This window comes from Herbaspirillum sp. NPDC101397 (assembly GCF_044767325.1).
GTDB lineage: Bacteria > Pseudomonadota > Gammaproteobacteria > Burkholderiales > Burkholderiaceae_D > Herbaspirillum.
Window position 1 is genome coordinate 980,182 of sequence record NZ_JBIWNS010000001.1, and the last position, 12,368, is coordinate 992,549.

Annotated in this window: 5 protein-coding genes and 2 tRNA genes; 4 read left to right on the forward strand and 3 right to left on the reverse strand. The window is 62.0% G+C overall.

Annotated elements, in window-relative coordinates; genetic code table 11:
• Window positions 1-220 precede the first annotated feature (220 nt).
• Both ACIROW_RS04315 and ACIROW_RS04320 read left to right on the forward strand, forming a co-directional pair.
• Window positions 221-305 (forward strand) — tRNA-Leu (locus tag ACIROW_RS04315).
• Window positions 306-704: 399 nt separating this feature from the next.
• Window positions 705-789 (forward strand) — tRNA-Leu (locus ACIROW_RS04320).
• An 88-nt stretch (window positions 790-877) separates the two neighbouring features.
• On the opposite strand, the gene pbpC is transcribed toward ACIROW_RS04320, so the two are convergent.
• The 3 genes from pbpC to ACIROW_RS04335 form a co-directional block, all read right to left on the reverse strand.
• Complete coding sequence (gene pbpC, locus ACIROW_RS04325; RefSeq protein ID WP_402272256.1) at window positions 878-3,079, reverse strand: penicillin-binding protein 1C; 2,202 nt, start codon at window positions 3,077-3,079, stop codon at window positions 878-880.
• The gene (locus ACIROW_RS04330; RefSeq protein ID WP_402272259.1) at window positions 3,079-8,889 is read right to left on the reverse strand and encodes an MG2 domain-containing protein; all 5,811 of its coding nucleotides are present in this window, start codon (window positions 8,887-8,889) and stop codon (window positions 3,079-3,081) included. Before ACIROW_RS04330 ends, pbpC begins: the two co-directional genes overlap by 1 nt.
• A 122-nt stretch (window positions 8,890-9,011) precedes the next feature.
• Window positions 9,012-9,893 (reverse strand): LysR substrate-binding domain-containing protein, encoded by an 882-nt coding sequence (locus ACIROW_RS04335; protein WP_402272261.1) that lies wholly within the window; start codon window positions 9,891-9,893, stop codon window positions 9,012-9,014.
• Between the two features lie 102 nt (window positions 9,894-9,995).
• Here ACIROW_RS04335 and ACIROW_RS04340 point away from each other — a divergent pair, with 102 nt between their 5' ends.
• On the forward strand, window positions 9,996-11,180 hold the full coding sequence (locus tag ACIROW_RS04340; RefSeq protein WP_402272264.1) for an MFS transporter: 1,185 nt from the start codon (window positions 9,996-9,998) through the stop codon (window positions 11,178-11,180).
• A gap of 48 nt (window positions 11,181-11,228) precedes the next feature.
• Window positions 11,229-12,284, forward strand: a complete 1,056-nt coding sequence (locus ACIROW_RS04345) for an SDR family oxidoreductase (RefSeq protein WP_402272266.1) — start codon at window positions 11,229-11,231, stop codon at window positions 12,282-12,284.
• Window positions 12,285-12,368 lie beyond the last annotated feature (84 nt).

The window sequence follows — 12,368 nt, forward strand, 5'->3', positions numbered from 1 at the left end:
GGACGCGCTGTTGGAATACCGTTGTCCGGGCTATGGCACGGCGCAACATGCCCTAGTGTAACGGAGGTTGCCGCGATTTACCTAACGCGATGCCTAACGTGAGGCGACGAAAGGCTACCGGGCGGAATGTCGCAGGAAATAATTCAGGCATATGCTCCCAAGTGATTGACATCCGCAAAAATTGCGCTATAATCTCGTTCTTTCGCTTTTACAGCGTGAAGCCCACGTGGCGGAATTGGTAGACGCGCATGGTTCAGGTCCATGTGCCGCAAGGTGTGGGGGTTCGAGTCCCTCCGTGGGCACCAAAACATGAAAGGTCGATTGATGAAAATCAATCGGCCTTTTGCGTTTTAGGGCACGCGAGCAAGGCGCCTGCGCGCCTTGCGGGTGGGACTCGAAGGTTTGGCCTTGCAAGGCCAAACGGGGTCGCGGTACGTGACCGAGCTCCCTCCGTGGGCACCAAAACATGAAAGGTCGATTGATGAAAATCAATCGGCCTTTTGCGTTTTAGAAGTCACTGAATTTCCTGCTTTGCCCTCTCTGATTTCCCCTCTCAATCCCCTCCGTCACGTGCGGCATTTACCTGGCCACCATCGTCTTCAAATCGTCTGAATTTTCCGGCATTATTTTGTTGACCATCAGACACAATGCCAGTATTATTCAGCCCTTCTAAGCGCTGCACAGATGATGTGACAACGTTTTAGGCCCACGTGGCGGAATTGGTAGACGCGCATGGTTCAGGTCCATGTGCCGCAAGGTGTGGGGGTTCGAGTCCCTCCGTGGGCACCAAAACATAAAAGGTCGATTGATGAAAATCAATCGGCCTTTTGCGTTTTGGGGCACGCGAGCAAGGCGCCTGCGCGCCTACCTTATCGCACTACCTGCCCCCTTTCGCCTTCACCGCCTTGCCCTCAGGCGGCCGCACCAGCGCCCCCCGCACTTCAAACTGCAACTGATCGAGCAATACGCCGTTCACGTCCTGCAATACCAGCTTGTGTTTGCCCGGCCACGGCATCCAGTCGTAACCCAGGTCGCCCGTCTTCTTTCCCCCGGTCCGCACCAACAGCTTGCCGTCGAGCACCCAGGTCCCCTGCTTCACACCCTGCGCGCTGAAACGCAAACGCTGGTGCGCCGGCGGGATATCGGGATCAATCGCCACCAGCATGCCGGGCGTCGGATACGAGATAGTCGGTGCAATGTCATTCGACTTCGCCACGCGCAGCAGGGATTGCTGCGTGCCGGGCAGGAAGTACTCGGTGCGCGCTGCCTCAAGCTGATTCTCGAACTGCACCGGCTGCGCGATCACCGATGCCGGCCGGGATGGTTCCTGCGAACCAGATTGCCGGTGCAGGTACTGCATCACTTCCTGCCACACCGGCGCAGCCCCCGTGACGCCAGAAACATCCCACATAGGTGCTCCGGACGCGTTGCCGACCCACACGCCGACCGTATAGCGAGAAGAATAGCCGACGCACCAGTTGTCGCGCATGTCCTTCGACGTGCCGGTCTTGACCGCGGTCCAGATACGCGTCGACAAGGCACTCTCCAATCCGAAGGTGCGCGCCCGCGCGCTGCGGTCCGACAGGATGTCACTGATGATGAACGACGCGCTGCCGTCCATCGCCTGTTGATAGGCCGCGCGCGGATCGCTCGTCGTTGTGCGCACGCTGCTGTAGCGTCCCTGGTTCGCCAGCGCGCGGTACGCATTGGTCAGCGAAAGCAAACTGACGTCGGCGCTGCCGAGCGCCAGGCTGTAGCCGTAGTAATCACCGGACTCACGCAGGTTGAAACCGAGCGACTGCAAGCGCCGGAAGAAGCGCTCCGGCGTCACCGTCACCAATGTGCGCACGGCAGGAATGTTCAGCGACGAGCCGAGCGCGGTGCGCATGCTGACCAGGCCCTTGAACTGCTTGTCGTAATTCTGCGGGATGTACAAACCGGCAGACGTGGCCAGATTGACTGGCGAATCATCAAGCAGCGACGCCGCCGTCAGCCATTTTTTCTCGATCGCCAGCTCGTACAAGAAAGGCTTCAGCGTCGAACCGGCCTGGCGCAGCGCCTGTACGCCATCGACTTGCGCCGCCCCCGACAGCGAACCGCTGGAGCCGACCCAGGCTAGCACGTCGCCGCTGGCGTTGTCGATCACGACTACCGCGCCGTCCTCGATGTTGCGCTCGACCAGCGCCGACAATTGCCGCCGCAAGGCATCGCTGGCGAAGCGTTGAGTCGCCGCGTCAATCGTCGAATACACCGGCTTGCCGGCATCCTTGAGCAGTTTGCGCCCCAGATGCGGCGCCAGCTGCGGTGCAGTCGCGGCACCGCTGACCTCGCCCTTCGCCGTCGCGCGCGCCAGCACCAGTTCGGTACGTCCCTGCAGGCCGTTGCATTCCTGCGGCGCCTGCTGCTCCTTCAGGATCGCACAAGCGCGTTCCGATACTTTCGCCGGTTTGGCGTTGGGCGCACGAATCAGCGCCACGGCAATCGCCGCCTCGCTCTGGTTCAGGCCGCTTGGATGTTTGCCGAACAGCACACGAGACAAGGCATGCACGCCGACCAGCTCGCCGCGAAAGCTGACAAGGTTGAGGTAAGCCTCAAGGATCTGGTCCTTGCGCCAGTTGCGTTCCAGCGATTGCGCAATGAATACTTGCGAGACTTTCTGCGTCATCGAACGCGCCGACGACTTGCGCCGCAAGTCGTCATAAATCAAACCCGCCAACTGCATCGTGATGGTCGATGCGCCGCGCGTTTTGGTGTTCCACAGGTTTCCCCAGGCCGAGGCCGCGACGGCGTTCCAGTCAACGCCGCTGTGCTGATAGAAGCGCCGGTCTTCCGAGGCGATCAGCGCATTGCGCAGCGCCGGGGAAATGTCTTCCAGCGCAATCCACGACAAGCGGCGCTCGTTGGGGTTGAGCCGCAACTGCTGGATCAGTTCACCGTGGCGATCAAACATGGAGGCGTCCGACGAGCGGAACGACTGCTGCACTTCAGCGAAGCCGGGAACGGCAAGCGCGACGCCCGGCGCTCCCAGCAGGAGCGCCACCGACACGATCACAATATGTCGTCGCAAACTGAAGTGCATCACTGCGCCTTGATGCTCATCCTGGCGTTCGGGACTTCACCGAACATTTCCGGCGCATACATCGCCTCGACGCGCGTCGGCGGCAGGCTGAACTCGCCGGCGTTGTTCAGGCGTACCGTGTAGGAAATGCTCGAACGCCCCTTGGGCATGCGCTCGTAGTACGCACGATAGCCCTCGAAGCTGCGCTCTTCATACGCCAGCCATGCGCTGCCGCGCGAACGGCCGTCGTCCTCGCCGCTGCGTGTGATCGCCGAGTCGCGCGCCAGTCCTGAACCCAGCAAGCTCGCGCCGCCAGGGATCGGATCGCTCAGCACCACCCAGGTCATGTCGGTCTGCGCATCGATGTCCAACGTCACGCGCAAGACATCCCCGCGGCTGTAGACGCCCTGCTGCTTCTGCTCCACCGCGACGACCGTCTTGGTGATGCGATAGCCGCTCGAGAATGGCGTCTTCAACGGCACCGCCGCCAGGCTTTGCATGGTGATCCAAGGCTTGCCGCTGCCCTCTTGCGAGAACTTCAGCGTGCCGGGCGCCGGCGTGCCCCACGGCAGTTGCACCTTGCCGCCGCCGGTGCCTGCACCGCTCCATGCGTGGGCATTGCTGCCGGCCTCGGACACCACGCGGGTGGTGCCGGTGACTTTCTCCGCCTCGAAGGCGCGGCTGAATTTCTCCAGCGCCAGGCTGCCCCAGACGTTGGCGGTAGTGGTGTTCCAATGACCGCGCTGCTGGCGCTGGATGGCGCCGCTGATCAGTTTGGGCATGTCTTCGCGCCAGGCCGGATTGTTCAGCATGGTCAGCACCAGCCGGTTGGCGTTGCTGTCGCCGCTAGCCATCAGCCACCACCAGTAGTCACCGGCCTCATCCGAGAATCCCATGCGCGTGCCCTGGTAGTTCAGGCGCGAACGAATGATCTGATCGGCTTCGGCCAGGCGCTTGTCGCGCTCGGGAATCGTCGTCACCCGCTGGAGGATCGCAATCCAGTCCAGCACTGCCGAGGTCGGCCACAGGTTCGGATTGATCTGTACCGAACCGAGCATGGACGGCTGCACGCGGTGATAGCGAGACAGCGCTTCCAGGGCCGCCAGCTTGCGTACATCGAGGTCTTTTTTCGGTGACCAGAAATCGCGTGTGAGCTTGCCTTCGACGAAGGCGGCAAGACCGTCCAGCATCTTGTCGCGGCTCTGCACCGGCAACGCATACGCCGCCTCGTTGGATGCCGCCAGCAGATACGCAGTCAGGGTATCGCTGCCGCGCCGCGCGTTGGACTCGCTCGGAGGGAAGTAATACGCCAGGCCGTCGGCATCGAGATAGGTCGGCAAGTCCGTGACGATCTTTTGCCACAGGGCGTCATCGCGCAGGCCGATCGCCTTTGACGTTCTTTGTTCGAGGCAGGCAAACGGATAGTCGGCGAAGTACTTGCGGATGCCTTCGCTGCCGCCGGCCAGGGACGGCTTGAGCGAAATGTTCAGACCGCCCCGTCCCGGCAGGCTGTCGGCCGGCTGCGCCACGCTCATCGAGGTTGCCTTGTCGAGCTGGAACAGCGTGGCCTGCTGCACCGTCACCGGTATCGCCGGCAAGACGCGCTGGACGAACCTGATGCTGTCCTTGGCCGGTGATGCCGATTGCTCCTGCGCACCGATCTCCCAGCTCAGTTGCGAAACATCCGCAGGCACTGCGACCGGCCACGTGACTTCACGCGCTTCGCCGGCGGGAATCGCGACATCCTTGTCCTGCAAGGCAATCGTGGATGTCGGCGCACCACCACTGGCCTTCGCATTCAGGCGAATCTGCATGGCGCGTGTCGTGGTATTGCGCACCGTGACCATGGCGCTGAACTGATCGCCTTCGCGCACCAGCGGGGGCAGGCCGGAGATCACTTGCACGTCCTGCGACGAGCGGATGCTCGCCGTGCCGGTGCCGAACAAGCCGGCGCCGCTTTCAGCAACCGCGACGATGCGGAACGAGGTCAGCGAATCATTGAGCGGCACGTCGATCTGCGCCCTGCCGTTGGCGTCGAGCACCACATAGGGTTTCCACAGCAACAGCGTGTCGAACAGCTCACGCGTCGGCGATTTGCCCCCGCCGCCGCCGGCCGGTGTGGCCTTCTTGCCGTAGTGGCGTTTGCCGATCACCTGCATTTGTGCAGTTGCGGTCTCGATACCGTAACTACGCCGTTGAAGCATGGCGGAAAGCAGATTCCAGCTGTTGTTCGGCTGCAGTTCCAGCAAGGCCTCGTCCACTGCGGCCAGCGCGATTTCGGCGCCGGCGGCGGGCTTGCCGTCGGGTTGCGTCACCTGCACATTGACCTTGGCGACCGAGCGGATCGGATAGCTCGTCTTGTCTGCGGTCACAGCGACTTTCAGCACATGGGCGCCGCTGCCGACGGCGATTTCGGCTACGCCGAATTTGTAGGCCGGCTTGGCCAGATCGACCATGGTGCCGGGCGCCTGGTATTCCTTGAATTCATGCCACCAGTTGATCGGCTCTTTCCAGCCCCAGGTAAAGAAGGAATACCACGGCACTTCGCGCATGCGGCCGCGCACGGCCAGCACCGACACATACACGTTCGGCGCAAAACCGCCCTTGACCGGCAGGCTGATGGTCGGGTCCTGTCCACTCAGTTGCACCACCTGGGTCTCGATGATGCCTTCGCGTTCCACCGCAACCAATGCAGTCGCGTAGCGGAACGGCATGCGCACCTGGAACTTGGCGGTCTCGCCGGGCTGGTAGGTTTTCTTCTCAGGAAGGATGTCGATGCGGTCCTGGTTTTCGCCGTCGAACCACAGCTCACCCTGGCGCGTGACCCATACCGAGGTTTTGGCGAAGGCCGCATTGCCGTTGGCGTCCTTGCCGCTGGCGGTCAGTTCGACATTACCGGCTTCCGTCAATGACACTTCGCAGATCAGCACGCCGTGCTTGTCGGTCTTGCCCGAGCACAGCGTGCCGAGGTTTTGCGACGAGCGCGTATTTTCGTAGGCATAGAAACCGCCGACCATGCGCTTGCGATGCGAATTGGTCTGCTTGCTTTCACCGCTGATTTCCACCGGCACGTCCGCTTGCGGCTGGCCGGCAGCGTTGAGCGCGACCATGGTCAGCGCCAGCTTCTTTTTCACCGAAACCCAATCGCCGCCCTTGATGCCAATGACGACCGCCGACGGCCATATCGCCGTGACATTGGAGATGGTCTGGATCTCGCCATTCGGATCGCTGTAGGTCATTTCGGTCAGCAACTCGCGCGGCGTCCTGAAGGCCGGTAGCGACTTGACCGTGGTGCGGCCAGCGCCGTTCTTGTCGAGCGTTACCGGCAACTTGTCGGCAACGATTTTCTGGTCGTCGTTGCCGGCGCCGTCTTCTCCGCCGGAATTACCGGCATCGAAGGAGTAGCCCTCATACGCGGGAAAGCTGACCGGCTTCGCGCGCATCAGGCTGGTGACGCGCACGGTTTGTCCGGAGGCGCCGCCGCCATTGATGTAGTTGAGCTGCACGTCGAGCGGCACTTCCTTCGGCGCCACCAGGGCGTCGCCCTTGCCTTTGCCGGTCACCGGCGTGATGCGTCCCTGCATCAGCGGCAGGCGGAATTCTTCCACGCGGAAACTGCCGCTGCTGTAGGTGCCGGGTGCGTAGCCGCCCTCTTCGCTGTCGCCGTCGCCACTGGCGTCACTGCCGGCTTTCGCGGCGCCGCGATCGAGCAGCACTTCATAGCTGCCAAGCTTGGCTTCTTTCGGAATCGTGAAGACGGTCTCCGCGTTCTTCTGATTGCGCCAGTTCAGCGCGAACTGAAATTCCTGCCCGCTGCCCTGATGGATGATGCGCACCCGCGTCGGCAGCTTGTCTTTGCCGGCCAGCGCAAAACCGTTCATGCTCTCAAGCCGGAACTCATGCTTCATCGACACCGTTTCGCCGGCGCGGAACAAGGTGCGGTCGAAGATCGTATGGGCGCGGGCGCTGGAGCTTGCGGAGCGATCCGTCGGCAAGTTGAAGCGCCATGATTCGATGCCGTCGTTCCACGAGGTCAGCGCGAACGCCATGTCGGCGCGCCCCTTCTCGTCGGTCTTGCGCGCGCTGACGAACAGGCCGTTGATGGCGCCGTCTTCATTCTGCCCCATGGCGCAGACATCTTCGAGCGGCTTGGCGATGGTCGCCACGCCGATGGCGTTGGTCTTGCCACGCCAGATTTCCTCGCCCCTGCAATTGGAGACGCGCACGTCGGCGTCAGCCACCGGTTTGGCGGTATCGAGGGTGGTCACCCAGACCGCATTGTTTTCGCGGCCAAGCTTGACGTGCACCGACAGATTGGTCACCAGCGTGCTGGTGCGCACGTACATCGGCGCCGGCTTGCCGAGCAACGAGGCGCCCAGTTTTTGCGACTCCAGTTCGACCACGTAAAAGCCGGGATCCTTCAGCGGGATGCCGACCACTTCAAACGGCCGCTCGCCGTCCTTGGCGTCGGACAGGGCCGGCAGATTCAGCGTCTTCACGCCAGGCTCTTTGGCCAGCAAACCGATGGCGCGCGTGTCGGGCGTCTTGCCGGAGGTATCGCCCCAGCGCTCGTGGTAGCGATTGAGGCGTGTCAGCCATGCGATCACGCCCTTGTCACCGTCGACCTTGAGATTGGCAACCTTGCCCGGCAAGGCTTTTCCGTCGACGCCGCGCGCCAGCAGATTGGCTTCGACGCGACGCAAGGTCACCGGCAAGGTGGCGTCGGCGTTCAGTTCGATAATACCGAACGGCGCCGCCGGGAATTTTGCCAGCGGCGGATAGCCTGCGGTGCGCGACTTCAGCGGGAAGGCGGAGGCATTGCCGAGCGCGCGGCCGCTTTCGTCCTTGAAGCCGGAAGGCAGATTGATGGTGAATTCACCGTTCTCGGCGAACGGAGGCTTGAAAGTCAGGCCGTAGACGGTCTCATCGACATTGCCTTTTTCAAAGAAAGGCTTGAGCTTGCCGTTGCTGCTTTTGAGCTCCACCGCCTCGGCCAGCTTGCGCGGCACCGGCGAGGAAAACGACACGGTCACGGGACGGATAGGCGAACACGCGGCATTGGCGTTTTCACGTTCGCAGCTGAGGCTGGCGGTGAACTCCTTGCGCACCTTGAACTTGAAGGTCTGTGGAATCGTGGTGGCGATGCCGTTCGGCGTGGCGATGCCCTTGTCCCAGGTCAGTCGGACCGTGGCGTCATTGGGCAGGCGTTGCTGGCATTGCACGATGGTGACGGTGGCCGGATCGATCTTCTTGGCGAACTCTTGCAATAACTGCTTGCGCGTGGCGTCGGCGACGAACTTGACCGGGATGCGCTCATGCACGCCTTCGGCTTCGCAATACAGATGGTCGCGCACGGTGTCTTGGTTGGCCGCGCCGTTCTGGAACAGGATGAAGGCCTGTTCTTCTTCGATTTCTTCACCGCCCGGCATGTGGCGCACTACCGCCGGACCGCCGGTGCTGAACTGGAACACGCTCTTGCCGCTCAGCGCGGCGCCGGAGACGGCTTTGACGCCGGGCTTCAAGGTAAAGGAGCAACGCGTGCCGGGCGGCAGGTCGCGCTCGAAATCATAGACCCAGTTCTTGCCGTCTGCCCAGCGCGAGGTTCCGGCCACGGCGCAATTGACGTCGAACGGTGCCGCCGCCTTGGGATCGCCGAACTTGATGATCGGCTCGGAGAATGTAGCCCGCGCCTGGCGGATCTGGGCCACCTCGCCTTGCGGTGAAAAACCGGCAACACCGGCAGCCCCGGCGTCGATCGCCGGCGACAAGAGTAATGCCAATGCCAGTTGCAGTGGCGAGATCCAACGCGCGTTCCGGGAAATCAGGGGCATGCTTGCTCCGTTATATTTTTAATCAGTATTCAGCAATGTTGCAGCGACGCTTCATGATGACGAATCGTCGTGACACGATCAAGACAAATGACGCGTCGAATGGTTCTCTTCCAAGGCAGGCATTACAGCTTGCATTGCAAAAAATCGAGGAAGCAGCTGATGCGTCTCGAAATCTGGGTATTCCGGTAGTACACGGCATGGATCTGCTGGCGGAATGCTGTGTGTGACTTTTCCAGCAAGCGCACCAGACGTCCCGCCGCCACATCGGCATCCGACATGAAATTGGACAGGCAGGCGATGCCTTGCCCGTGCAGCGCCAATTGCCGGATGGTCTCCCCGCTGGAAGCACGCAGCGCCGGCCGGATCTGATAGCGGTCGCCGTCTTCGTGCTGCAGCGGCCAGTTGTTGAGTCCTTCCGGCTGCGTGAAGCCGATCAGCTGGTGCTTGTCGAGATCCTTGACGGTCTTCGGCGTACCATGCCGGCGCAGGTATTCCGGGCTGGCCAGCAGTTGCAGCCGGGCCGAGGTCAGCGCCTTGGCGTGCAACGTCGAATCCTGCAGCTCGCCGATGCGGATGGCGATGTCGGTGCGCTGCTCGACCAGGTCGATGAAGCGGTCATTGGTGGTCAGGTCCAGTTCAATGTCGGGATAGGCCTCGCGGAAGGCGCCCACATGCGGCACGATACAGTGCAGCATGAACGGCGCCGAGGCATCCACGCGCAGCTTGCCGACCGGCTTCTGGCTGCGGATGCGGATCGATTCTTCCGCGCGCTCCATGGCGGCGACGATCTCGCGCGCCTGCGCCAGGAACACCTGCCCTTCTTCGGTCAGGTCCATGCGCCGCGTGGTGCGCGTCAGCAGGCTGGTGCCGAGCTTTTCCTCCAACCGCGTCAAGGCACGGCTGACACCCGAGGTGGTCTGTTCCAGCACCTCGGCGGCGGCGCTCAGGCTGCCGGCCTCGACCACCGCGATAAATATCCGCATTTCATCCGATTGCATGGCCATTGTTGACTCCAATTCAAATATTTTTTGATTTTAACGGTATTTTTCTCAACAAAGATAGTCGGCACAATGTCACACGTCAAACAAACCTCTGGGAGTTGCATCATGCCGATTGCTTTATGGGCGCTGGCCATCAGCGCATTTGCGATAGGAACCACCGAATTCGTCATCATGGGCCTGTTGCCCGAAGTCGCCGCCAATCTGGGCACAACCCTGTCCTCGGCAGGTTTGCTGGTCACCGGCTACGCGCTGGGCGTGTTCGTCGGCGCCCCGCTGGTCACCGCCACCACCGGCAAGCTGCCGCGCAAGACTTTGCTGGTCAGCTTGATGGTGCTGTTCGTCATCGGCAACGTCGGCTGTGCAATCGCGCCGGATTACACCACGCTGATGATCTCGCGCATCGTCGCTTCGTTCTCGCATGGCGCTTTCTTCGGTGTCGGCTCGGTGGTCGCCACCGGCCTGGTGCCGAAGGAAAAGCAGGCTTCCGCGATCGCCCTGATGTTCACCGGCCTGACCGTGGCCAACGTGCTGGGCGTGCCGTTCGGGACCTGGCTCGGCCAGATGTACGGCTGGCGTTCGACGTTCTGGGCAGTCAGCGCCATCGGCGTCGTGGCCTTGCTGGCGACCGCTTATCTGGTGCCGCGCTCGGATGACCAGCAGGACGCCGACTTCCGCAGTGAACTGCGCGTGCTGGGCCGTCCGCAAGTGCTGCTGGGCCTGCTGATGACGGTGCTGGGTTTCGGCGGCGTGTTTGCTGCATTCACCTACATCGCACCGATCCTGACCGACATCACCGGCTTCCAGCCTGGCGCGGTGTCGCCGATCCTGTTGCTGTTCGGCGTCGGTCTGGTGGGCGGTAATCTGTTGGGCGGCAAGTTCGCCGACAAGTACCTGATGCCGACATTGATCGTCAGTCTGGTGTTGCTCGGTGGCGTACTGGTGCTGTTCTCGTTCACCAGCCATTACAAGCTGGCCGCCGTAATCACGGTCGGCTTGCTGGGCGCCGCTGCGTTCGCCACCGTGCCGCCACTGCAAATGCGCGTGCTGGAAAAAGCCACCGGCGCGCCTAACCTGGCCTCGTCGGTCAATATCGCCGCCTTCAATCTGGGCAATGCCTTGGGCGCATGGCTGGGCGGAGTCACCATCGATCACGGGCCCGGTTTGCACGCGGTGTCGCTGGTCGCCGCATTGATCACGACGGGTGGCCTGGTGGTTGCGCTGATTAGCTGGAAGCTGGACCGCAAAGCAGCGCCTGCGGGTTCACTGAAGGCGGCCAGCGAAGCTTGCTGATTCCCTGATCCGTTTTCCACCTTAACTCTTGTCCGGAAATCCACCACCATGAACACTCAAAAAGTAGCACTGGTAGTCGGCGCCCAAGGCGTCATTGGCCGCAACCTGATCGATCATCTGCGCGGCCTCAAAGACTGGAACATTATCGGACTGTCGCGCCGCGGCGGCGAGTCGGACGAGCGTGTACGACACATCGCGGTTGACCTTCTCGACCAGGAAGACTCCCGCGCCAAATTGGACGGTCTGAAGCAGGTTACGCACATCTTCTACGCCGCCTACCAGCATCGTCCGAGCTGGGCGGAGTTAGTCGCGCCAAATCTGGCGATGCTGGTCAACACGCTGGAAAGTGTCGAGCCCGTTGCCGATCATCTGCAACACGTCAGCCTGATGCAGGGCTACAAGGTCTACGGCGGCCATCTCGGTCCGTTCAAGACGCCGGCGCGCGAAACCGATGCACATTTCATGCCGCCGGAGTTCATGTTCGATCAACAGACTTATCTCGAGCAGCGCCAGCAGGGCAAGGCATGGACCTGGTCGGGCATCCGCCCGGCGGTGGTCGGCGGCTTTGCCCTGGGCAATCCGATGAACCTGGCGCTGGCGATCGCGGTGTATGCGTCGGTGTCGAAAGAGCTGGGCTTGCCGCTGCGCTTTCCGGGTAAGCCAGGCGCCTATGACAAGCTGGTGGAAATGACCGACGCGGGCCTGCTGGCCAAGGCCACGGTGTGGGCGGCGACCGATCCGCGCTGCGGCAACCAGGCCTTCAACATCGGCAACGGCGACCTGTTCCGCTGGAACGAAATGTGGCCGAAGATTGCGCGCTATTTCGATCTCGAGGTGGCGCCGCCCTTGCCCCTGTCGCTGACCACCGTGATGGCGGACAAGGCCGAGGTGTGGCAGCGCATTGTCGACAAGCATGATCTGGCCCGCCATGGCCTGGCCGAATTGTCGTCGTGGGAGTTCAGCGACTTCGTGTTCTCTTGGGACTACGACATGTTCGGCGACGGATCGAAGGCGCGGCGCTTCGGCTTTCATGAGTATGTCGAGACGGAGGCCATGTTCATGGCAATCTTCGACGACTTCCGTCGCCGCAAAGTGATTCCTTAAGAGCTGCGGGAAGCTTCAGGCCGGACATAAAAAAAGAGCTTACGTTGATGCGTAAGCTCTTTTTCATTGTGGATCGCTGAACTC